We start from the raw sequence: 26,438 nt of genomic DNA on the forward strand, positions 1-26,438 counted from the left end.
TTATGGCCAATCCTCTTTCATTGATTTCTTTAAAAAACCCATGGCATTTTTTAGCGACTGGGTTTGGTAGTGGTTTATCTCCTATTGTGCCGGGCACTATGGGGACGTTGGCATCGATACCACTTTATTTGCTGTTGGTTCAATTACCGTTACCGGCTTATATCATTGCGGTGCTGTTGGCGTGTGTGATTGGGGTGAAAATTTGCCAAGTGACCTCTGATGACATGGGTGTCCACGATCATGGTTCGATAGTGTGGGATGAGTTTGCTGGTTTTTGGATCACCATGGCGATTGTGCCGTTATTCCAATTGTCACCAACTGATTGGAAGTGGTTATTGAGCGGATTTATTCTCTTCCGCTTTTTTGACATGGTAAAACCGTGGCCAATCGGCTGGTTAGATAAGCGCGTGCACGGCGGTTTGGGTATTATGATTGATGATATCGTTGCTGGCGTAATGGCGGGTGTCGCGCTGTATTTAGTCGGCAAATACGCGGGGTGGCTGTAAGCGAAGCACCTCTCGGCGAGAACCGAGAGGTTTGCTGACTAGCTGAACCTAAAAGGGTTGACTCATAAAACCAACCCTTAAAATTCCTTCTCGCTTCTCGCTTCTCGCTTCTCGCTTCTCGCTTCTCGCTTCTCGCTTCTCGCTTCTCGCTTCTCGCTTCTCGCTTCTCACTTCAACTTTTCTAGATCCGCTTCTATCTCTGCGATCTTACTCGACACGACTTTTTCCAAATGGCGTAAATCAGATAAGATTTTCTGTTTTACATCCACCTCTGCCAATTTTACCGGCTTGGTGATCTTGTTGAGCTCATCAATGACCAAGGTGAGGTTGCGGTTGATTTCGGTAACTTCTTTGTATTTATGGCTACCACTATCAACTAAAACGTTTTTGATCTGGCGTGGGTATTTGAACTTAACGCTTTTGGCGAACAATTCTCCCTTTTGTTTACGGAAATAGATTTTTAACACGTCTTTATGGGCTTCTTGACGCAAAGAATAACGCTCAATCTGCTGCGGATCTTGAATGCCTAAACCGATAAGATTTGCAAACATAGGCTACCTCATAAAATAGGGTGAAAGTGGCTTACTCTTCAATGACTTCGAGAATGATGTCGAGTATTCACCCATTTAATGTAGCAGCCTATACTGATTGGAGGTAGCCGCCTTAGTGGCTATTTTATCAACTTGTGGTCGAGATCAGTTTGGTGCGAGTTCCTCAACGTTAGCGCATAAAGCCTCGCGCAATAGGCTCTTTTCTTGTTCACTAAGCTTGCCGCCTTCAGTGCCTGTAATGATAAACAAATCTTCGGCTCGCTCCCCAATCGTGGTGATTTTTGCTGCGTGGAGATTAATATTGAGATCGGCAAATGTTGCCCCAACAGTGGCCAATAAACCAGGGGTGTCTAATGCGACAAACTCCAACGTGGTGCGTTTTTTACTTTTACTTGGTAAAAAATCCACTTTGGTTTTTACCGTAAAGTGCTGCAAGTTACGTGGCGTGCGTCGGGTGCGGATCTTAGTTGGTCGGCCATCTTGTAGTACGTGAGTTAAATGCTTAATGACGGCCTTATGGCGGCCAACTTCAATCGCATCACCATGCTGGTCTAAAACCATAAAAGTATCGAGTACATAACCATCTTTGCTGGTCATGACCTGTGCGTCATGGACGTTGAAGTTACGCCTGTCCAGTTCTGCTACCACGGTGGCAAACAGCGCGTGCTGGTCTTTATGATAAACAAAGACCTCGGTGCCACCGCGTGTGGCTTTTTCGCTGATCAACACCAATGGTTTGCTTGGATCATCGTGACGCAGTAGATGGCTACAATGCCACGCAATTTGTTTATGCGTATGACGCAGGAAGTAATCGGCTTTAAAGCGTTGCCATAACACTTCAATTTCTCTGGCGGTAAAGCCCTCTTTGCGCAGCACGGCTGAGGCCATTTGTTGGTTGTGGCGGATACGCTCGCGCACATCAACGGGGTTTTCTAAGCCGCGCCTTAGAGCTCGTTGAGAGGAATAGAAGAGCTCTGCTAGTAAGGTGCGCTTCCAGCTATTCCACAACTCGGGGTTAGTCGCACAGATGTCGGCAACGGTTAGGCAGACTAGGTATTCGAGATACTCTTCATCTCGTACCAGCTTGGCAAATTCGGTGATCACTTCTGGATCGTAAATATCACGACGTTGAGCGGTAACTGACATCAGTAAGTGATGACGTACTAGCCAAGAGACTAAGTTGGCTTCTGGCGTTGAGAGGCCATGTTCCATACAGAAATCATACGCTTCTTTGGCGCCAATCACTGAGTGGTCTCCGCCACGTCCTTTACCGATATCGTGGAAAATAGCGGCAATGATCAGCAGTTCTTTCTTTTGGATGCGCGGATATACCTCGCAGCAAATAGGGTGTTTGCCGTGGTTTTTTGCATAACTAAAAGTATTGATGTGTTTGAGCAAGCGCATGCTGTGTTCATCCACGGTGTATACGTGGAATAGGTCGAACTGCATTTGACCAACAATTTGGCTCCACTGCGGTAAATAGGCGGCTAATACGCCTAATTTGTGCATCAAGCTAAATGCTTTATGCAGCGCGTTGGGGTGGCGACATAGTTCCAAAAACTTTTCTCGAGCCGCAGGTATGGTATGGAGAAATTTGTTGAGGCGACGACGAGCCGTTCGTAGCTGGCGCAGTGTTGGCGGTGCAACGCCTTCAATAGTTGAGTCGTTGGCGATGAGCAAAAACATGTCCAAGATGGTTTCTGGGCGAGCTTGAAACAGCGCAGGTTTACGAGCTTCGATTAAGTTACCGCGCCGTTGGAAATCGTCGGTGATGATTTGCGGTGGACTTTCTGTGCCGTTATTTAGGATCGCTTGATCAAACAGTTTGAGCAGCATTTTATTAAGTTCAGCCACACGGCGTAGTGTGCGGTAAAACTCTTTCATCATCATTTCCACGCCGCGATTGCCTTCGCCAACAAAGCCGAGGTTTTCGGCGACTTGGGCCTGATGAGCAAAGGTGAGGCGATTGTCGTAACGACGTAGTTCGATATGCAGCGCAAAGCGCACTCGCCATAAAAAATCCTGACACTCGACCAGTTCACGATATTCCGCATCGGTTAGAAAGCCGTAACGGCTCATCTCGAGCAAGGAAGTTGCGCCAAAGTGGCGTCTAGCAACCCAGCTTAGAGTATGGATATCTCGCAGTCCACCAGGCGTTGACTTGATATCAGGTTCAAGGTTGTAGGTGGTGTCGTGATAGCGTGCATGACGGTTTTTTTGTTCTTGAACTTTGGCTTTGTAGAAGGTTTCGCTTGGCCAGAATGACTCTGAGTGAATCACCATTTTCAGCTGGTGGAAAGTCTCTTCACAACCACACAGTAAGCGGGATTCTTGTAGATTGGTCGCGACGGTAAGATCGGCGCGACCGATTTCAGCGCATTGCTCAATGGTACGGACAGCGTGACCGATCTCTAAGCGTAAGTCCCACAGCAAAGTAATAAATTCACTTACCTTGCTGGCTAAATGCTCAGGTAAGTTTTTTTTCGACACGATCAGCATGTCGATATCGGAAAGAGGGTGAAGTTCTCCGCGGCCATAACCGCCCACGGCCACCAAACTGATATTGGGTAAGCGAGCAAAACCAAAATGTTGCCACAAACGGTTGAGCAGTAAATCGGTATATTCGGCGCGACCGAGTACTAGATCATTGACTGGATGGTGGTTAAGGAACTCTTTTCGTTGATAGTCAGCAAACTGCTCTAATTGAGCTTTCAGCTCGCTAATATTAATTTGCTCGTCACTGAATGTGAGCGGGGATTGAAAAGGCATAGTGGCTTCCGTGCTGAGTTGTTGATTGCACTTTATCAAATTCGGTAAGACAAAAAAATATCCCCGCAAAAGCGGGGATAGGGAAGATATTATGCGTTTTTCATCAAACGAGGGATGCTTTCATCACTGCGTAGAGTGAAGACTTCACAGCCATCTTTGGTCACCATTATGGTGTGCTCGTACTGAGCTGATTTTTTGCCGTCACCGGTGTATACCGTCCAATCGTCTTGCGCGTCGACGGTACAGCCAAATTTACCCGCATTGATCATCGGTTCAATGGTGAAGCACATGCCTTCTTTTAGTACGCGGCGATCGTTGTTTTTGTAATGGACCACTTGTGGTTCTTCATGGAACTCATTACCGATGCCGTGACCACAAAAATCTTTTACGATAGAGAACTTATTGCGTGGGTTGTTTTTGTTGTTGGTTTTGATGTGCTTTTCAATCGCAGTACCGATGTCACCCACCGTTGCACCTGGTTTTACTTGCTTCATGCCGACATAAAGTGCTTCTTGAGTGACCATACATAGACGCTTGTCTTCAGGTGATGCATCACCAACGAAGAACATTTTAGACGTATCGCCGTGGTAACCTTCCGGACGCACGCTGAGATCGGCGTTTTCATCGTCAGGAATAATCACAGTGATGTCGACGTTAATGATGTCGCCATTTTTAAGTACAGCTGGCTTCATTTGGCCATTGCTACCCATTTCATCTTGCGCCGCAGGAATGCCGTGACACACGATGTGGTTAATAGAAGTACAGATTGATTTCGGGAAACCATGGTAGTCAAGTGGGGCAGAATATGCGCCTTTTTCTAGAGCATAATCGTGACAGATTTGGTTCAACGTGTCGGTGTTTACCCCAGCTTTAATATGAGGTTCGATCATTTCTAGAATATCGGCAGCTAGGCTACCTGCGATGCGCATACGTTCGACTTCTTCAGCCGTTTTGATCTTGATTGACATTGGCTTTTCTCTACTTACTCAACGGCACAAAAATGTGCGGATTACGCTATTTTAACAGGAACAACTGAGAATGTGTATTTGTGTTATTTAGCGAAACCCAAATCCGCAGTTAAAGAGAAGGGCTGCAATTGCAGTAAAAGGAATTTTTACTAGCCAAAACGTAGTGAAATATGGTATAAAGCGCGCCGGAAACATCGTCCGTTCTCTTTGCTGAGGGTGACTTTAGCAGCGAAGCTGACGAGTTCCATAAACTTATATCTTTAAATCACACACATTCCGACACATGTTCCGGGGTGCCTCAGCTGTAAAACTATTTGTGCTTTAACAAATAGATGTTGGAGGTCGGATTCATGGGGGATGTGGAGGCCTAACCCCATTAGAGGATTTTAAAATGGCAACTGTATCAATGCGCGATATGCTGAAAGCTGGTGTTCACTTCGGTCACCAAACTCGTTACTGGAACCCAAAAATGAAGCCATTCATCTTTGGTGCTCGTAACCGCGTTCACATCATCAACCTAGAAAAAACTGTACCAATGTTCAACGAAGCTCTAGCTGAACTAGCTAAAGTTGGCGAGAAGAAAGGTAAAGTTCTATTCGTAGGTACTAAACGCGCTGCATCTGAAGCTGTTAAAGAAGCTGCAATCGCAAGCAACCAGTACTACGTTAACAACCGCTGGTTAGGCGGTATGCTAACAAACTACAAAACTGTTCGTCAGTCTATCAAACGTCTTAAAGAGCTAGAAGCTCAAGCTCAAGACGGTACTTTTGATAAACTAACTAAGAAAGAAGCTCTAATGCGTACTCGCGAAATGGAGAAGCTAGAGAAATCTCTTGGTGGTATCAAAAACATGGGCGGTCTACCTGACGCGCTTTTCGTTATCGATGCTGATCACGAACACATTGCGATTAAAGAAGCTAACAACCTAGGTATTCCAGTTTACGCTGTGGTAGATACTAACTCTAACCCAGACGGCGTTGACTACATCATCCCAGGTAACGACGACGCAATCCGCGCTGTTAAACTGTACCTAGACGCTGTTGCGACTTCTGTAAACGAAGGCCGTAACAAAGACGTTGCAGTTGTTGCTGAAAAAGACGGTTTCGTAGAAGCTGAATAATATCGGCTCCGAGCCATACTTGGTTTGTGCATTTCTTGCGCAGACTGAGTTATAGTTATCAGCAGGGGCCGACAATGTAGGCCCCTGTTTTTTACCTTATTTCGAATCAACGAGGAATAGAGAATGGCAACTGTAACTGCTGCTCTAGTTAAAGAACTTCGCGAGCGCACTGGCGCTGGCATGATGGAATGTAAAAAAGCGCTTGTAGAAGCAAACGCTGACATCGAACTAGCAATTGAAAACATGCGTAAATCTGGCGCAGCGAAAGCAGCTAAAAAAGCTGGTAACGTTGCTGCTGAAGGCGCAATCATCATTCAAGAAGCAAACGGCGTAGCTGCTCTTCTTGAAGTTAACTGCCAAACTGACTTCGTTGCGAAAGACGCTAGCTTCAATGCATTCGCTCAAGAAGTAGCAGCAGAAGCTCTAGCTTCTAAAGCTACTGTTGAAGAGCTACAAGCTAAGTTTGAAGACGCACGTGTAGCACTAGTTGCTAAAATCGGCGAAAACATCAACATCCGTCGCGTAGCATACGTTGAAGGCGCATCTATCGCTTCTTACCGTCACGGTGAGAAAATCGGTGTAGTTGTAGCTGGTGAAGGCGAAGCTGAAACTCTTAAGCACGTTGCAATGCACGTAGCTGCTTCTCGTCCTGAGTTCGTAAACCCAGAAGACGTACCAGCAGACGTAGTGGCTAAAGAGCAAGAAGTTCAAGTTGAAATCGCTATGAACGAAGGCAAGCCTCAAGAGATCGCTGAGAAGATGGTTGTTGGCCGCATGAAGAAATTCACTGGCGAAATCTCTCTAACTGGTCAAGCATTCATCATGGAGCCTAAGAAAACTGTAGGCGAAATGCTGAAAGAAAAAGGCGCTTCTGTAACTAACTTCGTACGTCTAGAAGTTGGTGAAGGCATCGAGAAAGCTGCAGAAATGAGCTTTGCTGATGAAGTAGCAGCGGTACAAAAAGGTTAATCCTTAGTTACCCGAAAATTCTGAGACCGTAGCCATGGCTGCGGTCTTTTTACGAATAAGAGATAACAACGAACCGTGATGATTTGGAATTTTTGATTCTGAGTTTTAAATCATGACTGTTAATTGATAACTCCCTTTGGAAGGTAAACTCCATGACAACGAACCCTAAACCAGCATATCAACGTATTCTGTTAAAACTAAGTGGCGAAGCGCTTCAAGGCAACGAAGGTTTTGGTATTGATCCTACGATTCTTGACCGCATGGCTCAAGAAGTAAAAGAGTTAGTTGAACTGGGTGTTCAAGTGGGTGTCGTTATCGGCGGTGGCAACTTATTCCGTGGTGCGGGCCTTGCTGAAGCAGGTATGAACCGTGTTGTTGGTGACCATATGGGCATGCTAGCAACTGTAATGAATGGTTTGGCGCTACGTGATGCACTGCATCGTGCATACGTGAATGCTCGCGTTATGTCAGCAATCCCACTAAAAGGCGTTTGTGACGATTACAACTGGGCGGATGCGATTCGTGAATTGCGTCAAGGCCGCGTAGTGATCTTCTCTGCAGGTACTGGTAACCCGTTCTTCACGACAGACTCAGCTGCATGTCTACGTGGTATCGAAATCGAAGCTGACGTGGTTCTAAAAGCAACTAAGGTTGATGGCGTATTTACTTCTGACCCAGTAGCAAACCCAGACGCAGAGCTGTATGATAAATTGTCTTACGCAGAGATTCTTGACAAAGAACTTAAAGTGATGGATTTAGCAGCATTTACTCTTGCTCGCGACCACAAAATGCCAATCCGCGTATTCAACATGAACAAGCCAGGCGCACTACGTCGCGTGGTTATGGGTGAAGCTGAAGGTACGCTAATCAGCGATAACGCTTAATTTAGCCTGCTTGACGAGTTTAAGTGCTATTTGGTAACCAAGTAGCACTAAACTTTACTCAGCCCTGTTAGACTCTCTTTGAGAAAGAAGAATCATTAAGGTGAAACCGTGATTAACGAAATCAAAAAAGACGCACAAGAGCGCATGGAAAAAAGTGTTGAAGCACTAAAGAACAACCTTTCTAAAATCCGTACTGGCCGCGCTCACCCAAGCTTGCTATCTGGTATCTCTGTTGAGTACTACGGCGCGCCAACACCTCTAAACCAAGTAGCAAACGTTGTTGCAGAAGATGCACGTACTCTCGCTATTACCGTATTTGACCGTGAGCTTACTCAAAAAGTTGAGAAAGCAATCATGATGTCTGATCTTGGTCTAAACCCAATGTCTGCGGGCACGATTATTCGTGTTCCACTTCCAGCGCTAACAGAAGAGCGTCGTAAGGACCTTGTTAAGATCGTACGTGGTGAAGCAGAAGGCGCACGTGTTGCTGTTCGTAACATTCGTCGTGACGCAAATGGCGATCTTAAAGCGCTACTTAAAGAGAAAGAAATCTCAGAAGATGAAGACCACAAAGGTCAAGATGAGATCCAGAAGTTAACTGACATCGCGGTTAAAAACGTTGATGAAGTACTTGCTGCTAAAGAAAAAGAGTTGATGGAAGTTTAATTCTCAAACATTCATCAAAAAAAAGCGCTGTGCTCGCCGCATAGCGCTCTTTTATGCTACCCTCTGTCACCTGCCCGCAATCCAATAAGCTCTATGCATAACACACAACTCTCACCTGATTTACTTCCTAAACATATCGCTGTCATTATGGATGGCAATGGCCGCTGGGCGAAAGCTCAAGGCAAACCGCGTATTTTTGGCCACAAAAATGGTGTAACAGCAGTTCGTAAAACGATCTCTACCGCCGCGCGCCTCGGTATTAAAGCGGTGACTTTATTTGCTTTTAGTAGTGAAAATTGGCGTCGTCCAGAAGAAGAAGTCGGTGTGTTAATGGAGTTGTTTATCACTGTGTTGTCCACAGAGGTGAAAAAGCTGCATAAAAATAATCTACGCTTACGTGTTATTGGTGATACTGCGCGCTTTAGCGAACGCTTACAGAAAAAAATCGCTCAGGCGGAAGCGCTTACTGCGAGTAATGATGGCATGGTGATTAATATCGCAGCCAACTATGGTGGTAAATGGGATATTCTGGAAGCGACGAAATCAATCGCGGCGAAAGTGCAGGCAGGGGAAATGAGTATTGATGCGATTGACGAAGATGTCATGACTGCGCATCTTACTATGTCAGATTTACCCGAAGTGGATCTCTTAATTCGCACCAGTGGTGAGTGTCGAATTAGTAATTTCATGCTTTGGCAATTGGCTTATGCGGAGATGTACTTTACTCCGATTTATTGGCCTGAATTTAATGAAGACAGTTTGATTGAGGCGGTGTCTTGGTTTGTTGACCGTGAACGTCGTTTTGGTTGTACTGGCGAACAAGTTAAAGCATTAATGGAATGCAACTAAGGACTAGAGTTTGAAACAAAGAATTATAACCGCGCTTATTCTTGCTCCATTAGTTATCCTTGCGATTTTTAAGCTTTCTTTGCCCCTTTTTATCGCACTGATCGCGATGGTGACCTTGATCGGTTTTTGGGAATGGACACAATTTGTTGATGCAAAATCTCGCGTACTTGCTTTAATACCAAGTATTGCGGTGACGATTGCTAGCTTTGTATTTATCCCTTCCGATGCCTTCTCTCTTAATTCTCTCACTAGTGCTCACTATACATTGCTAGCGATTGGCAGTGCCTGGTGGATTATTTCTAGTGTTTTAGCGATTACTTACCCTCGTTCTGCTGCCTGCTGGCAAAACTCCAAGTTATTGCGTCATTTATTTGGCCTTTTAACCTTGCTGCCTTTTTTGTGGAGCATCGTCATGCTGCGTGCGCAGGGAATCACGGTTGATCCATATCATGGTGCTAAACTGGTACTGTATGTTTGTTTCATTGTGTGGGCGGCAGATAGTGGTGCGTATTTTGCTGGCAAGAGCATGGGGAAACGTAAGATGGCACCGCATGTAAGCCCAAATAAAACCATTGAGGGTTTAGTTGGCGGTATCTTAACTGCTTTGTTGGTCGGTTGGGGCACTGCGCAATGGTTTGATATCGAATTTAGCAGTACCAGTGCTTTTGTGCTGATCACGTTAGTCACGGTGGTTATTTCCGTGCTAGGCGATCTGGTTGAAAGCATGTTCAAACGCGTGTCAGGCATTAAAGACAGCAGTAATATTATTCCTGGCCACGGCGGTGTGTTAGATCGTATCGATAGCTTGACGGCTGCATTTCCTGTTTTTGCTCTTCTGTATTTCTCATTTTAAGTATGGTGCGGCCCATGGCCGCACTATCAATGACTGGTTCTCGTAATGCGTAAATTAACAATCCTAGGTGCTACTGGCTCTATTGGTGCTAGCACTTTGAAAGTTATCGAAAACAACCCTGATCAATTTCGTATTGTCGCGCTAGCTGCAGGACAAAATGTTGAGAAAATGGCTCAACTTTGTCTTAAGTGGCAACCTCGTTATGCTGTCATGGCAACTGAGCGAGCGGCGAATGAGTTGAGAAATACGCTACAAACCACCAATGTTAAGACGGAAGTGCTATCTGGAGTGGAGGCGATGTGTTTGGTCTCTTCTTTTGACGAGATCGACACGGTGATGGCGGCGATTGTTGGTGCTGCGGGCTTGATGCCAACGATGGCTGCAGTCAAAGCGGGTAAGCGAGTGCTGCTCGCCAACAAAGAAGCCTTGGTTATGTCTGGCCAGCTTTTTGTTGATGCGGTTAAAGAAAGTGGCGCCGAGCTATTGCCCGTTGATAGTGAACACAATGCTATATTCCAATGCTTACCTCATGAAGTGCAAACGAATCTAGGTCATTGCGATTTGGATCATTATGGGATTCATAACATCTTGCTGACTGGCTCTGGTGGTCCATTTCGTTACAGCGACCTAGCAGAACTGAAAAATGTTACCCCAGAGCAAGCTATTGCTCATCCAAACTGGTCTATGGGGCCAAAAATATCAGTCGATTCAGCAACCATGATGAACAAGGGCTTAGAGTACATAGAAGCTAAGTGGTTGTTTAATGCCAGTCGTGAACAACTTAAAGTCGTTATCCATCCACAATCAGTGATTCACTCGATGGTGCAATATCGTGACGGTTCAACGCTTGCCCAATTGGGCGAACCGGATATGGCCACACCGATTGCTTTAACCTTATCTTATCCTGAGCGTATTCAAGCGGGTGTTAAGCCCTTGGATTTCACTCAAATCGGTGAGCTCACTTTTCTAGCGCCTGACTACAATCGTTATCCATGTTTAAAACTCGCGATCGACGCTTGCTACGAAGGTCAACACGCGACAACCGCTCTAAATGCTGCGAATGAAATCGCAGTTGAAGCGTTTTTAAATCGAAAATTACCCTTCACTGACATTGCAGCAGTCAATAGCTGGGTAACCTCAAAAATATGTGCGATGAATGCACAACTGAGTTGCGATAGCTTGGAAAGCATTCTTGAGGTCGATAGAATGGCGCGAGCACTCGCGATGGAATTTATTGGTAGGCATCAAGTATGAGCGGAATATTATGGAACTTTGCCTCGTTCATTGTCGCCTTAGGTATTTTGGTCACAGTGCACGAGTTTGGTCACTTTTGGGTTGCTCGTCGTTGCGGCGTAAAGGTTGAACGGTTTTCGATCGGTTTTGGTAAATCGATTTGGAATAAAATCGGTAAAGATGGCACGGAATACACCATTGCGATGATTCCTTTGGGTGGTTACGTAAAAATGCTCGATGGCCGTGTTGATGAACTTACTGAAGACACCAAGTCATTTGCTTTTGATTTAAAACCACTATGGAAGCGCACCGCGATTGTTGCCGCAGGACCGGTGTTTAATTTCCTCTTTGCTATTTTTGCCTATTGGCTGGTTTTTCTTATAGGCGTACCAGCGGTAAAGCCTGTGATCGGTCAAGTGACGCCTTATTCAATTGCCGCACAAGGCGGTTTAGAATCAGGAATGGAACTAAAGACAATTTCAGGCGTCAAAACCGCGGATTGGGAATCGGTTAATATGGGGTTGGTTTCTCATATTGGTGATGAACGCCTAACCTTGACGGTTGCGCCAGCCAATGAACTCGGATTAGAGCAGCAATTGACGTTAGATATTTCGCAATGGCAGTTTGATCCAGAAAAAGAATCGGCAATGTCATCCCTAGGCTTTAAACCTTATACGCCAGAGATATCACTGAGATTGCAAACGATCTCTCCTGATGGAGCTGGAGCGGTTGCAGGACTGCAGGTTGGTGATACCTTAACCGCGCTAAATGGTGAACAGATTGACAATTGGCAGCAGGTAGTTGACGCGATTCGCTCGAATGCCAATCAGGCGCTTGAGCTTACTGTGTTGCGCCAGGGAGAGTTAATCGCATTGACGATTGTCCCTGATAGTCGAGAGTTAAAAGACGGTGAGCGGATTGGTTTTGCCGGAATCGCACCTGAAGTCGCAGAATGGCCGCAAAACTATCGATTCGATCTGCAATTTGGTGTATTTGAATCTATCGGTAAGGCGATTGATAAAACCGGTCAAGTGATTGACTTGACCATTAGTATGCTCAAGAAGCTGATTGTTGGTGACGTGGGGTTAAATAACCTCAGTGGACCGATTTCGATAGCAAAAGGAGCCGGAGCCACTGCTGATTATGGCTTGGTGTACTTTTTAGGTTTCTTAGCGTTAATCAGTGTCAATCTAGGCATTATAAATTTAGTTCCACTGCCGATGCTCGATGGTGGACATTTATTGTTTTTCGCAATCGAGGCGGTAATTCGACGCCCAGTACCAGAAAAGGTACAGGAAATGGGCTATCGTCTGGGGGGCGCGATCATATTTACACTTATGGCGGTCGCAATTTTTAACGACTTTGCGCGTTTATAAAGTAGATGCAGGTTGTAGTAAGGAATAACTAAAACAAGTATGGCGATGAAAAAAATTCTGTTGGCGACTTTGCTAGCAACGAGCGTATCTGCGAACGGCGCTGAAAATTTTGTTGTGCAAGATATCCAAGTTGATGGCTTGCAGCGTGTAGCTTTGGGTGCTGCACTGCTGAAAATGCCGATTCGTATTGGTGATACAGTCAGTAATCAAGATGTTGCTGGTATTATTCGCGCACTTTATTCAACCGGCAACTTTGAAGATGTCAAAGTTTCACGTGATGGTGATGTTCTGGTCGTGCAAGTGATCGAGCGCCCGACTATCTCAACGGTTTCTTTCTCTGGCAACAGCGCGATTAAAGATGAGCAGCTACAGCAAAACCTTGATGCATCTGGTATTCGTGTTGGTGAGGCGTTAGATCGCACTACGCTATCAAACGTTGAAAAAGGTCTTGAAGATTTTTATTACAGCGTTGGTAAATATAATGCCAGTGTTAAAGCAGTTGTGACGCCTTTGCCACGTAATCGAACCGATTTGAAGTTTGTCTTCACGGAAGGTGTTTCGGCAAAAATTAAACAAATTAACTTTATCGGTAACCAAGTGTTTAGCGATGAAGATCTGCGTGGTCGCTTTAACCTCAATGAAAATGTCTCATGGTGGAACTTCCTTTCTGATGATAAATATCAGAAGCAAGTTTTGGCGGGTGATATCGAGGCATTACGCTCGTACTACCTCGATCGCGGGTACTTAAAGTTCCAAGTGACGTCGACGCAAGTTGCCATTTCACCGGATAAGAAAGGGGTTTATATCACCCTTAATATCGATGAAGGCGACCAGTACAGTGTCGAAGATGTTAAATTCCGTGGTGAGCTGATTGGTAAAGAAGCCGATTTTGAAGCTTTAGTTCCTTTTGAAGCCGGTGAGGTCTATAACGCATCTCAGGTCACGGGGTTAGAAGGTGGTGTGAAAAAGGTACTGGGTGAAGCGGGTTACGCTTATCCACAAGTACGTACCATTCCTGAATTTAATGAAGAGACTAAGCAAGTCTCTTTGATCGTCAATGTTGAACCGGGCAAGCGTATTTATGTGCGTGACATTCGTTTTGTGGGTAACAATGCCACTAAAGATGAAGTGTTGCGTCGTGAAATGCGTCAGATGGAGGGCAGTTGGCTCAATGGCAAAGCACTTGAGACCAGCAAAGCACGTTTGAATCGTCTCGGCTTTTTTGAAACCGTTGATGTGCAGACCGTACGTGTTCCGGGTAGTGAAGATCAGGTTGATCTAGTCTATAGCGTAAAAGAAGCAAACTCAGGCAGCGTCAATTTTGGTGTTGGCTATGGCACGGAGTCTGGTGTGAGCTTCCAAGTGGGCTTGCAGCAAGATAACTTTGCCGGTACTGGTAATCGTGTTGGCATTAATGCCATGATGAATGATTATCAGAAGAACTTAACCTTAGAATATCGCGACCCCTATTGGAACCTTGATGGTGTTAGCCTTGGTGGTAAGATTTTCTATAACACTTTTGAAGCGGAAGAAGCCGGTATTGTTGACTATACCAATGAAAGTTACGGTACCAGTTTAACGTGGGGTTTCCCAGTTGATGAGCTCAATCGTATCGATTTTGGTATTGGTTATACCCATAACAAGATTGGTAACGTACCTACTTATGATCAAGCTCAGTTGTTTGCTCAAAGTATCGGTCAAGCCGATGGTGATATTATTACCAATGACTTTGATATTAACTTATCTTGGACTCGCAATAACTTGAACCGTGGTTACTTCCCGACAGCGGGTAACTATCAACGTGCTTTTGGTAAAATGACTGTTCCAGGCTCAGATGCTCAGTACTTTAAGTTGCAATATGATGTGCGTCAGTATGTGCCTTTAACCAAGAAACATGAATTTACCTTGCTAATGCGCGGCCGTCTTGGCTACGGTAATGGCTATGGTGAAACGGATGGTAATGAGAACCTATTCCCGTTCTATGAAAACTACTATGCGGGTGGCTTTACCACCTTACGCGGTTTTGGCTCAAATAGTGCGGGGCCGAAAGCGGTTTATACCGATAACTCAGGCAGTTGTGGTAACAATGGCTGTGTGACCACTACAGATGATTCTGTGGGTGGTAACGCTGTGGCTTTAGCGAGCTTAGAGTTGATTTTCCCAACACCATTCGCATCGGAAGAGACTCGTAGTCAATTACGTACCAGTGCTTTTGTTGATGCGGCGAGTGTGTGGGATACTGAGTTTGTTTATCGAGGTGATATTGGTGACGAACAATATTATGATTACTCCGATCCAGGCAATTACCGCGCCTCTTATGGACTTGCTCTACAATGGATGTCACCGATGGGGCCGCTGGTCTTCTCGGTAGCGAAACCAATTGAAAGTTATGAAGGTGATGACGAAGAGTTCTTCACTTTCACAATCGGCAGAACCTTCTAATTTAAGGAAAATCTAGTGAATAAAATGATGAAAGCGGCTGGTCTTGGCCTTGTAGTAATGACCTCTTCTCTTTTTGCTAATGCAGCAGAAGCCGCTCAGAAGATTGGCTATATCAATACAGCACAAGTTTTTCAAGCGCTGCCGCAACGTGAAGTCGTATTGCAGAAGATGCAAGAAGAGTTTAAGGATAAGACCGATGAACTGAAAGCGATTCAAGCGGAAGCAAAGACCAAAATTGAAAAGCTGAAGCGTGATGGTGAGCTGCTAGGCCAAGATGAAATCGAAAAACTACGTATCGAAATCGGCCAACTGGATAGCAAATACAAGATTAAAGGCCAAGCGCTTGAGCAATCATCAAAACAGCGTGAAGCGCAAGAAACACAAAAATTGTTCAAAGTGATTCAAGATGCAGTAGATAAAATCGCAGCGAAAGAAGGCTACGATATGATTATCGATGCACAAGCAGTTCGTTTCGCTAAGCCAGAGTTCAACATCTCTGAAAAAGTAATTAAAGCACTAAAATAAGATTTTATGAAGACATTAACATTAGCCGAATTGGCAACCATTACAGGGGGAGAGCTCCATGGTGACGCTGCTGCGACAGTGACCATGGTTGCACCAATGGATAAAGCGCAGCAAGGTCATGTGACGTTTCTGTCTAATCCTAAGTACGCAAAACACTTAGTTGAGTGTCAAGCGACGGTTGTTATGGTGAAAGAAGCCCAGCGCGAGCTTTGTTCAGGTAATGCGCTTATCGTGGCAGATCCTTACGTCGCTTTTGCTAAAGTGGCGCAAGCTCTCGATGTAACACCAAAATCGGCGTCAGGCATTGCACCGTCGGCGGTTATCGATCCTACCGCTTCTCTTGGCGAGAATGTTGCAATCGGAGCCAATGCGGTGATTGAAGAAGGCGTTACGCTGGGCGATAACGTTGTTATCGGTGCGGGGTGTTTTGTCGGTAAGAATGCAAATATCGGCAATAACACTCAGCTATGGTCTAATGTAAGTGTCTATCATAACGTTGAGATCGGTTCAGATTGCCTAGTGCAAGCGAATACGGTCATCGGTAGTGATGGTTTTGGTTATGCCAATGAAAAAGGGGAGTGGATTAAAATTCCTCAGCTTGGCACCGTGCGAATTGGCAATCGAGTTGAGATTGGCGCTTGTACCACGATCGATCGTGGCGCACTGGACGATACCATCATTGCGGATAACGTGATCATTGATAACCAGATGCAAATTGCGCACAACGTTGAAATTGGCTATGGCACAGCGATGGCTGGAGCTACGGTTGTTGCGGGAAGCACAAAAATTGGCAAATACTGCATCATCGGTGGGGCCAGTGTCCTTAACGGCCATATTGAAATTGCAGATGGTGTTACGATTACCGGTATGGGTATGGTGATGCGCAGTATTGAAGAGAAAGGTATGTACTCTTCAGGTATTCCACTGCAAACCAATAAAGAGTGGCGCAGAACGGCCACTCGAGTCCATCGAATTGATGAGATGAATAAGCGTCTGAAAGCGGTTGAAAAACAGCTAGAAGAAAACGCGGATTCTTAACTCGTTTTGGGTAATTAGAAGGCTCGCAACTGCGGGTCTTTTTTCGCTATATACTTAACAACATAGGATGTGGCTTAGCATCACGGCTTTAGTTGGGTATAATGTTAAGCAGAAACCACATTTAGCATGCAAAATATTTAGGAATATGACTTTGACTACTGAGAAGAAAACGATGGACATCACTGAGATTCAGCAACTGTTGCCGCATCGCTACCCATTTTTATTGATTGATCGTGTTATCGACTTCCAAGAAGAAAAGTATCTGACAGCGATCAAAAATGTCTCTGTAAACGAACCGCAATTTACCGGTCATTTCCCTCAGCTCCCAGTATTTCCAGGTGTATTAATTCTTGAAGCAATGGCTCAAGCAACAGGTCTACTTGCGTTTAAATCGTTTGGTGCGCCATCGGGTAATGAGCTTTACTATTTTGCCAGCGTTGATAACGCGAAATTCCGCAAGCCAGTAACGCCTGGTGATCAGCTTGTGATTGAAGTGGAATTTGTTAAAGAGCGTCGTGGTATTGCTGCGTTCAAATGTGCTGCGAAAGTAGACGGTGACGTAGTGTGTTCTGCAGACCTAAAATGTGCACGTCGAGAGTTTTAATATGATTCATGAAAGCGCTCAAATTCACCCATCAGCGGTTGTTGAAGAAGGTGCAAAAATCGGTGCTAACGTTACAGTTGGACCTTTCACTTACATTACGGCTAACGTAGAAATTGGTGAAGGTACTGAAGTAATGTCTCATGTGGTGATCAAAGGCCACACCAAAATTGGTAAAGAGAACCGTATTTTTCCTCACGCAGTGATTGGTGAAGAGAACCAAGACAAGAAATATGGTGGCGAAGATACTACTGTAGTGATCGGTGACCGTAACGTGATTCGTGAAGCAGTACAGATCCACCGTGGTACAACGCAAGATAAAGCCACCACGGTTATTGGCGACGATAACTTACTGTGTGTTAACGCTCACGTAGCGCACGATGTCATTGTTGGCAATCATACTCACATTGGTAACAATGCAATTTTAGGTGGTCATGTAACGGTAGGCGATTACGCTGGCGTTATGGCTCTATCAGCTATTCACCCATTCTGCACCATTGGCGCATACGCTTATATTGGTGGTTGCTCTGCGGTGGTACAAGATGTATTGCCGTACGTATTGGCGCAAGGTAACCATGCTTCTCCATTTGGTCTAAATCTAGTAGGTTTGAAGCGCAACGGTTTTGAAAAGCCGGAAATTCGCGCACTACAGAAAGCGTACAAAGAGATTTACCGTTCCGGTAAAACAATGGAAGAAGTAAAACCAATTTTAGCTGAAATGGCTCAGGAGTGGCCTGCGGTGGAACCAATGCTGAAGATTATCGAATCAACAGAACGTGGTATTATCCGCTAAGTCTCAGAGTGGTTGAGTGAAGAAAAGATCGCAGCACCAAACTGCGATCTTTTTGCGTTTTAAGGTAAGAGGATAGAAAGATGGAAAGGCCACTACGAATCGGTATCGTTGCGGGTGAACTCTCAGGGGATACGCTGGGAGAAGGCTTTATTAAAGCGATTAAGTTGCGTTACCCAGATGCTGAGTTTGTTGGCATTGGCGGACCTAAGATGATGCAGCAGGGCTGCCAATCATTGTTTGATATGGAAGAGCTTTCCGTGATGGGTCTAGTCGAAGTTTTAGGCCGTTTGCCGCGTTTGCTGAAAGTAAAAGCAGAACTGGTAAAGTACTTCACTCAAAATCCACCCGATGTATTTATTGGTATCGATGCGCCTGATTTTAACCTTCGCCTTGAACTTGATCTGAAAAATGCGGGCATTAAAACGGTTCACTATGTCAGCCCTTCTGTTTGGGCTTGGCGTCAAAAGCGTATTTTCGGTATCGCAAAAGCCACGAATTTGGTTTTGGCTTTTCTCCCTTTTGAAAAAGCGTTTTACGATAAGTTTAATGTGCCTTGTGAGTTTATTGGTCATACCTTAGCCGATGCGATTCCTCTCAAGTCGGATAAAGCCCCCGCCCGAGAACTCCTTGGTCTTGCGCAAGATAAATCGTGGCTGGCGGTATTGCCGGGCAGTCGTGGTAGCGAATTGAATATGTTGGCTGAGCCTTTTATTCAAGCTTGTAAACGCTTGCATGCTCAGCAGCCAGATTTAGGCTTTGTCGTTGCATTGGTTAATCAGAAACGTCGTGAACAGTTTGAAGCGGCTTGGCGAGAATATGCCCCAGAGCTTGAGTTTGTCTTGGTCGATGATACCGCTAAGAATGTGATCACAGCAGCCGATGCGGTGATGTTGGCTTCGGGCACCGTTGCTCTAGAATGTATGCTGATCAAGCGACCAATGGTTGTCGGCTATAAAGTGAATGCGTTTACCGCCTTTTTGGCGCGTCGTATGCTGAAAACGAAATATGTTTCTTTACCGAATATTTTGGCCGATCAAGCGTTAGTCAAAGAGTTTCTTCAGCAAGATTGTACCCCGGAGAATTTGAGCCAAGAAGTGCTGCAATTGTTAGGGCAACACGGTGACGATATGGTCGAAAAGTTTACCGAGATGCACCATTGGATTCGTAAGGACGCCGATACGCAAGCGGCCAACGCGGTACTGAGTTTAATTGGAAAGAGCAAACAAGCATGACAACAGTAAAAAGCAAAGAAAAAAAAGAATTGCCGCCATTTGAATACCCACAAGGCTACCAGCTTATCGCGGGTGTGGATGAGGTGGGGCGTGGCCCTTTGGTGGGGGATGTCGTGACCGCCGCTGTTATTCTTGATCCTAACAATCCGATTGAAGGCCTCAACGATTCAAAAAAATTGAGTGAGAAAAAACGCTTAGCGCTACTTCCTGAAATCAAAGAAAAAGCATTAGCATGGGCAATTGGTCGATGTTCTCCTGAAGAGATTGACCAACTGAATATTTTGCAAGCAACCATGGTGGCTATGCAGCGTGCCATTGCGGGTTTATCGGTGCAACCAGATCTCGCGCTGATTGATGGTAACCGCTGCCCGGCATTGTCAATGGATGCGATTGCGGTGGTTAAAGGTGATTTGCGTGTGGCAGAGATCAGTGCAGCATCAATTTTGGCTAAAGTGGTACGTGACCAAGAAATGGAAGAGTTGGATAAACAATATCCACAGTTTGGTTTTGCCAAGCACAAAGGCTACCCAACCAAAGCGCATTTTGATGCCATTGAGCAACATGGCGTGATTGAACAACACCGTAAAAGCTTCAAACCAGTGAAAAAAGCGCTCGGAATAGAGTAACAATCACGTAGAATAACCACAGCCAAGAATAAAGCGTCAACACCGGAAAGTATTAATGTCAGAACCAAAGTTTATCCATCTTCGTGTCCACAGTGACTACTCCATGATCGATGGCCTATCAAAAGTGCCTCCGCTGGTGAAGAAAGTCGCCGAGATGGGTATGCCTGCAATGGCATTGACCGATTTTACCAACTTATGTGGTTTGGTGAAGTTTTATGGTGCGGCGCACGGCTGTGGTATCAAACCCATCATTGGTGCTGATTTTGTCATGCAGTCACCAGAATTTGGTGATGAACTGACTAAATTAACCGTTATTGCGAGCGATAATACGGGTTATAAAAACTTAACTCTGTTGATCTCGAAAGCGTACTTGCGTGGGCACGTTCAACACCAGCCCGTTATCGATAGAGAGTGGTTAGTGGAATTAGCGGAAGGGCTGATCATTCTCTCTGGCGGTAAAAGTGGCGAAATTGGTAAAGCGCTTTTAAAAGGCAACCAAGCATTGGTGAATCAGTGTGTGGGCTTTTATCAGCAACACTTTGCCGATCGCTTTTACCTTGAATTGACACGTACGGGTCGTGCCGATGAAGAGAGCTACCTTCACTTTGCGTTAGAGTTGGCCGAGCGCGCTGACTTACCTGTTGTCGCCACCAATGAAGTGGTCTTCTTGCGTGAAGATTTGTTTGATGCGCACGAAATCCGCGTGGCTATCCACGATGGTTATACCCTAGAGGACCCTCGTCGTCCTAAGAATTACAGCTCTCAGCAATACCTACGTAGTGAAGAAGAGATGTGCGAGCTATTCGCGGACGTCCCTGAAGCACTCGAGAACAGTGTTGAGATTGCTAAGCGTTGTAATGTGACAGTAAGGCTGTGGGAGTACTTCCTACCCGCTTTCCCAACTGAAGGGATGGAAGAAACAGACTTTCTTGTGATGAAGTCACGTGAAGGCTTAGAAGAGCGTTTAGAATTCCTCTTTCCTGATGAAGCCGTCCGTTTGGCTCGTCGCCCAGAATATGATGAGCGTCTGCAGATTGAACTCGACGTAATCAACCAGATGGGATTCCCAGGTTACTTCTTGATCGTAATGGAGTTTATCCAGTGGTCAAAAGACAATGAGATTCCTGTTGGTCCGGGTCGTGGTTCAGGTGCTGGCTCATTGGTGGCATACGCCCTGAAGATCACGGATTTGGATCCACTTGAATACGATCTGCTGTTCGAACGTTTTCTAAACCCAGAACGTGTCTCAATGCCCGATTTCGACGTCGATTTCTGTATGGATAAGCGTGACCAAGTGATTGACCACGTAGCCGAAATGTATGGGCGTGATGCGGTATCACAGATCATTACCTTTGGTACCATGGCGGCGAAAGCGGTTATTCGCGATGTTGGCCGTGTTTTAGGTCATCCATTTGGTTTTGTTGACCGCATCTCCAAGCTTGTGCCGCCAGATCCGGGTATGACACTCGAAAAAGCCTTTGCTGCAGAGCCGGCATTACCAGAGTTGTATGCTGCGGATGAAGAAGTCAAAGAGCTGATTGATAAGTGCCGTATTCTGGAAGGTTGTACACGAAACGCAGGTAAACATGCGGGTGGTGTAGTTATCTCTCCAACCACGATTACCGATTTTGCGCCTATCTATGCCGATGCGGAAGGGCACTTCCCTGTTACTCAATTTGATAAGAATGATGTTGAAACAGCAGGTCTGGTAAAATTCGACTTCTTGGGTCTGCGTACGCTGACTATTATTGACTGGGCATTGCGCCTGATCAACCCGCGTCTTGAGCGCGAAGGAAAAGCTCCGGTACGTATCGAGTCTATTCCGCTGGCTGATGAAGCGTCGTTCCGGTTGCTGCAAAACTCAGAAACCACGGCGGTATTCCAGCTTGAATCTCGTGGTATGAAAGAGCTGATCAAGCGTCTGCAACCAGACTGTTTTGAAGATATCATCGCATTGGTGGCTCTATTCCGTCCGGGCCCACTACAGTCGGGCATGGTAGATAACTTTATCGACCGTAAGCATGGCCGAGAAGCGGTCTCTTATCCAGATGAAAAGTGGCAACATGAGTCACTAAAAGAGATTCTAGAGCCGACGTACGGCATCATTCTTTATCAAGAACAGGTCATGCAGATCGCACAGGTGTTATCTGGTTATACCCTTGGTGGCGCGGATATGCTTCGTCGTGCGATGGGTAAGAAAAAACCGGAAGAGATGGCCAAGCAGCGTGCTACCTTCGAAGAAGGCGCGGTAGCCAACGGCGTTGATGGCGAATTGGCGATGAAAATCTTCGACTTAGTAGAAAAGTTCGCAGGTTACGGTTTTAACAAATCGCACTCAGCCGCTTACGCACTGGTTTCTTACCAAACATTATGGTTAAAAACCCATTACCCAGCTGAATTTATGGCGGCTGTAATGACGGCCGATATGGACAACACCGAAAAAGTGGTTGGCTTGGTCGATGAATGCTTGCGCATGAAGCTGAAAGTGTTACCGCCAGACATTAACTCAGGTTTGTACCGCTTTAATGTTGATGAAGACGGCGCAATTGTTTACGGTATCGGTGCAATTAAAGGGGTTGGTGAAGGTCCAATTGAAGCGATATTAGCGTCGCGAAACCAAGATGGTCACTTTAAGGATTTGTTTGATTTTTGCGCTCGTATTGATTTGAAAAAGGTCAATAAACGCGTGATAGAAAAATTGATCTATGCTGGTGCATTGGACCGATTAGGCCCACACCGTGCCGCTTTGATGGCCTCATTGAATGATGCGGTGAAGGCCGCGAGTCAACATCATCAAGCTGAGTCCTTTGGTCAAACAGATCTGTTTGGTGTACTCACCGAAGCCCCTGAAGAAGTTGAGCATAAATATACTAAAGTGCCGCCGTGGCCTGAAAAAGTATGGCTGGAAGGTGAGCGTGATACACTTGGTCTTTATTTGACCGGTCACCCAATTAATGCCTACATCAAGGAACTGGGCAAGTACACTAGCTGTCGACTTAATGATGCAACACCGACTCGTCGCGATCAATCGGTTACGATTGCGGGCTTGGTGATTGCCGCGCGAGTGATGACCACCAAGCGAGGAAATCGTATTGGCTTGATGACACTCGATGATCGCAGTGGCCGAATGGAAGTGATGTTGTTCTCAGATGCGCTAGAACGATATGCAGAATTACTTGAAAGCGATAAAATTTTAGTCGTTTCAGGACAGGTCAGCTTTGATGATTTCAACGGGGGTCTTAAAATGACCGCGCGCGAGGTCATGGATCTTGGCAGTGCCCGCGAAAAATACGCGCGTGGCCTTTCTGTTTCGATTAGTGAAGCACAAATCGATAACCAATTTTTTGAGCGCTTTAATACCATCTTAGAGCCTTATCGTGCAGGAACGATTCCTGTCCATGTATACTACCAACGTTCAGATGCTAGAGCGCGCTTAACGTTGGGTACTGAGTGGCGCGTAACGCCAAGCGACACGCTACTTGATGATTTAAAACAGCTGCTTGGACCTGACCAAGTAGAACTCGAATTTAACTAAATTCGGCACTGATTGCCGAATATAAAAGGATCGATAGATGAGCCTAAACTTTCTAGAATTTGAAAAGCCTATCGCAGAACTTGAAGCTAAAATCGAAGCGCTGCGTGACGTTTCTCGCCATGGTGGTGATGCTGGTGTAGATCTTAATAAAGAGATTGAGCAGCTAGAGAAGAAGAGCTTAGAGCTTAAGAAGAAAATCTTCAGCGACTTAGGTGCGTGGGAAACGGCTCAACTTGCTCGTCACCCTCGTCGTCCGTATACCTTGGACTACATCGAGCATATCTTTACTGAATTTGATGAACTTGCAGGCGATCGTGCTTACGCTGATGATAAAGCGATTGTTGGTGGTATTGCACGTTTAGAAGGCCGCCCAGTGATGATCATTGGTCATCAAAAAGGTCGTGAAACCAAAGAGAAAGTAAGACGTAATTTTGGTATGCCAAAACCGGAAGGCTACCGTAAAGCACTGCGTTTAATGCAAACCGCAGAACGTTTTAACATGCCGATCATCACCTTTATCGACACCGCGGGCGCATACCCAGGTCTTGGTGCTGAAGAGCGTGGCCAATCAGAAGCGATCGCAACCAACCTAAAAGTCATGGCTGGTCTAACCGTTCCCGTTATCTGTAACGTAGTCGGTGAAGGCGGTTCAGGTGGTGCATTGGCGATTGGTGTAGGTGACTATGTCAATATGCTACAGTACTCAACCTACTCAGTGATTTCGCCAGAAGGCTGTGCTTCTATCTTATGGCGTGATTCAGATAAAGCGCCTCAGGCGGCGGAAGCGATGGGTCTTATCGCTCCACGTTTGAAAGAGCTAGAACTAATCGATGAGATTATCAGTGAGCCGTTAGGTGGTGCGCACAGCGACCATAAACAAACGGCAGAAAATGTAAAAGAAACGCTATTGCGTCAACTTGCTGAGTTGGAACAGTTTGACGAAGAATCTTTGATGGCTCGTCGTTACCAGCGTTTAATGAGCTACGGTTACTGTTGATTCATTGAATAACAAAGAAAAGGGTTGAGCATGGTCTCAACCCTTTTTGTTTTGCGCTAGAATAGCGATGACTTAAGACACTCTTGTGAGCGGCCATGGACTCTCTTTACGCCATTTTTTCTCAATCACTGCAACAGCAACAGCCTAACAAAATCGTTTTAGCATTGAGCGGCGGGGTTGATTCCCGCTTACTATTGGCTTTATTGAGCCGCTATCAACAAACGCATGGTGTTGTCTGCTTGGCAGTGCACGTGCACCATGGATTAAGTGTAAATGCTGACCAATGGGCTCTGCAGTGCCAGCAATGGTCACAGCAAGCAGGAATAAAATGTGTGGTTGAGCAGGTTCAGCTTGATCATAGTGGGCAAAGCCTTGAGGAATGTGCCCGCGAGGCTCGCTATCAAGCGCTTAACCTGCACGTTGGGGCTGGCGATATATTGATTACCGGTCAACATAGCGATGATCAATTAGAAACATTTTTACTGGCCTTAAAGCGGGGGAGTGGTCCAAAAGGACTCTCGGCGATGGCGCAAGTGATGCCGTGGCGAAATGGCTTAATCGTACGGCCTTTACTTACCGTGCCACGTACAGAGATTGAGCGAGTGGCACAGCAGTTACAGTTGCAATGGGTGGAAGATGAAAGCAATCAAGATACGCGTTTTGACCGTAACTTTATTCGCCATCAAATTACTCCTGTACTCAAGCAGCGTTGGCCTCATATCCATAGTGCGGTGCAGCGCAGTGCAGAGCTATGTGCAGAACAAGAAGCGTTACTCGTCGAATTACTGACAGAGCAATTTGAAAGCGCGTTGGCGAGTGATGGCAGCCTTTCTATTGCTACTCTAGAAAGCAAAAGTGAGCGGGTACGCATGCAGTTACTGCGCATGTGGTTTGCCGAGGCTCAATTGCGTATGCCAAGCCGTGATCATCTGGTTTTAATTTGGCAGCAAGTGGCTTTGGCGACCGATGATGCCAACCCTATTCTCAATTTAGGTCAGATACAGATACGTCGTTTTGCGCAATGTTTATATCAAGTATTGCCTGCCGAAGAAATCAGTCATTGGCAGGCGCCATTGTATGTTGAACAATGCCTGATACTTCCTGATGGCGTTGGAGAATTGCGGTTATCAGCCTCTCCAATGGGAGAGCTGGCACTAACCGAGCAGCAAGTGAGCCAACTGTCGATAAGTTTCAACCCGGAAGGTTTAACTGCTCATCCGGTTGGTCGTGGGCATAGCCGTAAATTGAAAAAATTATTTCAAGAGTATGGCGTGCCGAGCTGGTTAAGACGTCGTACACCGATCTTATTATGTGGTGATGAGGTGGTTGCGGTGCTAGGGCTATTTATTTGCAAACCTTTTGCTGGTAAAGGTTATAAATTGGATTGGCGAGCAAAAGCACGTTAGGCTAAAGGCTTGGGCTTTTTATTCGCGACTCTTTTTGGGATAATGATTGAAATAACGTAAGTTTAAGGGATGAACATGAAAAAGATTGAGGCGATCATTAAGCCTTTTAAGCTGGATGATGTGCGCGAAGCACTCGCAGAAGTTGGTATTACCGGTATGACTGTATCGGAAGTAAAAGGCTTTGGCCGTCAAAAAGGTCATACAGAGCTGTACCGTGGTGCAGAGTATATGGTCGACTTTTTACCAAAAGTGAAGCTTGAAATCGTCGTGACTGATGATGTCGCGGATCAGTGTGTCGATACCATTATTGAAACGGCGCAAACCGGAAAAATTGGTGATGGTAAAATCTTTATCACTAGCGTTGAACGTGTTGTTCGTATTCGTACTGGTGAAGAAGACGAAGACGCAATCTAATTCAGATAAAAGAGCCGCATGGCTCTTTTATTTTTTGGGCTGGCCATATTGGATGGCGACGCTTTAAATCAATAAGGATATTCAA

General features: G+C 45.7%; 23 protein-coding genes. 20 read left to right on the top strand and 3 right to left on the bottom strand.

Features of this window, described 5'->3' with window-relative positions:
* The first annotated feature begins 2 nt into the window (after positions 1–2).
* Positions 3–506, top strand: a complete 504-nt coding sequence (pgpA, locus tag RH86_RS01990) for a phosphatidylglycerophosphatase A (RefSeq protein ID WP_009384650.1) — start codon at positions 3–5, stop codon at positions 504–506.
* A 167-nt stretch (positions 507–673) separates the two neighbouring features.
* On the opposite strand, the gene RH86_RS01995 is transcribed toward pgpA, so the two are convergent.
* From RH86_RS01995 to map, 3 genes are all read right to left on the bottom strand, one after another.
* Entirely contained in the window at positions 674–1,057 is a 384-nt protein-coding gene (locus RH86_RS01995; RefSeq protein ID WP_005593378.1) for a DUF3461 family protein, read from the bottom strand.
* 144 nt (positions 1,058–1,201) lie between these two features.
* Complete coding sequence (gene glnD, locus RH86_RS02000) at positions 1,202–3,862, bottom strand: bifunctional uridylyltransferase/uridylyl-removing protein GlnD (RefSeq protein ID WP_263053150.1); 2,661 nt, start codon at positions 3,860–3,862, stop codon at positions 1,202–1,204.
* Between the two features lie 53 nt (positions 3,863–3,915).
* A complete protein-coding gene (gene map / locus RH86_RS02005) occupies positions 3,916–4,794 on the bottom strand; it encodes a type I methionyl aminopeptidase (RefSeq protein WP_009384654.1) in 879 nt (292 codons plus the stop codon).
* Positions 4,795–5,185: 391 nt separating this feature from the next.
* Between map and rpsB the strand changes: the two genes are divergently transcribed.
* The 19 genes from rpsB (at position 5,186) to glnB (ending at position 26,353) form a co-directional block, all read left to right on the top strand.
* Entirely contained in the window at positions 5,186–5,914 is a 729-nt protein-coding gene (gene rpsB, locus RH86_RS02010; protein ID WP_005593375.1) for a 30S ribosomal protein S2, read from the top strand.
* A 123-nt stretch (positions 5,915–6,037) separates the two neighbouring features.
* Entirely contained in the window at positions 6,038–6,883 is an 846-nt protein-coding gene (gene tsf, locus RH86_RS02015; protein WP_005593374.1) for a translation elongation factor Ts, read from the top strand.
* A gap of 152 nt (positions 6,884–7,035) precedes the next feature.
* Positions 7,036–7,767 (top strand): UMP kinase, encoded by a 732-nt coding sequence (gene pyrH / locus RH86_RS02020; RefSeq protein WP_009384655.1) that lies wholly within the window; start codon positions 7,036–7,038, stop codon positions 7,765–7,767.
* A 108-nt stretch (positions 7,768–7,875) separates the two neighbouring features.
* Positions 7,876–8,433: a ribosome recycling factor gene (gene frr / locus RH86_RS02025; protein ID WP_005593372.1), complete on the top strand. Its 558-nt coding sequence runs from the start codon at positions 7,876–7,878 to the stop codon at positions 8,431–8,433.
* A 93-nt stretch (positions 8,434–8,526) separates the two neighbouring features.
* On the top strand, positions 8,527–9,282 hold the full coding sequence (gene uppS / locus RH86_RS02030; protein ID WP_009384657.1) for a polyprenyl diphosphate synthase: 756 nt from the start codon (positions 8,527–8,529) through the stop codon (positions 9,280–9,282).
* A gap of 10 nt (positions 9,283–9,292) precedes the next feature.
* Positions 9,293–10,135 carry a phosphatidate cytidylyltransferase gene (locus RH86_RS02035; protein ID WP_009384658.1) on the top strand — a complete coding sequence of 281 codons (843 nt, stop codon included), beginning with the start codon at positions 9,293–9,295 and terminating at the stop codon, positions 10,133–10,135.
* 45 nt (positions 10,136–10,180) lie between these two features.
* Positions 10,181–11,389 carry a 1-deoxy-D-xylulose-5-phosphate reductoisomerase gene (ispC, locus tag RH86_RS02040; protein WP_009384660.1) on the top strand — a complete coding sequence of 403 codons (1,209 nt, stop codon included), beginning with the start codon at positions 10,181–10,183 and terminating at the stop codon, positions 11,387–11,389.
* Positions 11,386–12,744, top strand: coding sequence for a sigma E protease regulator RseP (rseP, locus tag RH86_RS02045; protein WP_009384662.1), 1,359 nt, complete (start codon positions 11,386–11,388; stop codon positions 12,742–12,744). Before ispC ends, rseP begins: the two co-directional genes overlap by 4 nt.
* Before the next feature lie 39 nt (positions 12,745–12,783).
* Positions 12,784–15,186, top strand: coding sequence for an outer membrane protein assembly factor BamA (gene bamA / locus RH86_RS02050; RefSeq protein ID WP_009384664.1), 2,403 nt, complete (start codon positions 12,784–12,786; stop codon positions 15,184–15,186).
* 24 nt (positions 15,187–15,210) lie between these two features.
* Positions 15,211–15,711, top strand: coding sequence for an OmpH family outer membrane protein (locus RH86_RS02055; protein WP_175422490.1), 501 nt, complete (start codon positions 15,211–15,213; stop codon positions 15,709–15,711).
* A 6-nt stretch (positions 15,712–15,717) separates the two neighbouring features.
* Positions 15,718–16,749: a UDP-3-O-(3-hydroxymyristoyl)glucosamine N-acyltransferase gene (gene lpxD / locus RH86_RS02060; RefSeq protein ID WP_009384666.1), complete on the top strand. Its 1,032-nt coding sequence runs from the start codon at positions 15,718–15,720 to the stop codon at positions 16,747–16,749.
* A gap of 151 nt (positions 16,750–16,900) precedes the next feature.
* The gene (gene fabZ, locus RH86_RS02065; RefSeq protein ID WP_065545989.1) at positions 16,901–17,353 is read left to right on the top strand and encodes a 3-hydroxyacyl-ACP dehydratase FabZ; all 453 of its coding nucleotides are present in this window, start codon (positions 16,901–16,903) and stop codon (positions 17,351–17,353) included.
* A gap of 1 nt (position 17,354) precedes the next feature.
* On the top strand, positions 17,355–18,143 hold the full coding sequence (gene lpxA, locus RH86_RS02070) for an acyl-ACP--UDP-N-acetylglucosamine O-acyltransferase (protein ID WP_005593363.1): 789 nt from the start codon (positions 17,355–17,357) through the stop codon (positions 18,141–18,143).
* A gap of 80 nt (positions 18,144–18,223) precedes the next feature.
* Positions 18,224–19,375, top strand: a complete 1,152-nt coding sequence (gene lpxB / locus RH86_RS02075) for a lipid-A-disaccharide synthase (RefSeq protein WP_005593362.1) — start codon at positions 18,224–18,226, stop codon at positions 19,373–19,375.
* Positions 19,372–20,001, top strand: coding sequence for a ribonuclease HII (gene rnhB / locus RH86_RS02080; RefSeq protein ID WP_005593361.1), 630 nt, complete (start codon positions 19,372–19,374; stop codon positions 19,999–20,001). The genes lpxB and rnhB overlap by 4 nt, the downstream gene beginning before the upstream one ends.
* Before the next feature lie 55 nt (positions 20,002–20,056).
* A complete protein-coding gene (gene dnaE, locus RH86_RS02085; RefSeq protein WP_009384667.1) occupies positions 20,057–23,536 on the top strand; it encodes a DNA polymerase III subunit alpha in 3,480 nt (1,159 codons plus the stop codon).
* A 37-nt stretch (positions 23,537–23,573) separates the two neighbouring features.
* The gene (accA, locus tag RH86_RS02090) at positions 23,574–24,533 is read left to right on the top strand and encodes an acetyl-CoA carboxylase carboxyl transferase subunit alpha (RefSeq protein ID WP_009384668.1); all 960 of its coding nucleotides are present in this window, start codon (positions 23,574–23,576) and stop codon (positions 24,531–24,533) included.
* Between the two features lie 95 nt (positions 24,534–24,628).
* Positions 24,629–25,939, top strand: coding sequence for a tRNA lysidine(34) synthetase TilS (tilS, locus tag RH86_RS02095; protein ID WP_009384670.1), 1,311 nt, complete (start codon positions 24,629–24,631; stop codon positions 25,937–25,939).
* Between the two features lie 75 nt (positions 25,940–26,014).
* Entirely contained in the window at positions 26,015–26,353 is a 339-nt protein-coding gene (gene glnB / locus RH86_RS02100; protein ID WP_005593356.1) for a nitrogen regulatory protein P-II, read from the top strand.
* The last annotated feature ends 85 nt before the right edge of the window (positions 26,354–26,438 follow it).

Source organism: Vibrio sp. N418 (genome assembly GCF_000222565.1).
GTDB classification, from domain to species: Bacteria; Pseudomonadota; Gammaproteobacteria; order Enterobacterales; family Vibrionaceae; genus Vibrio; species Vibrio scophthalmi.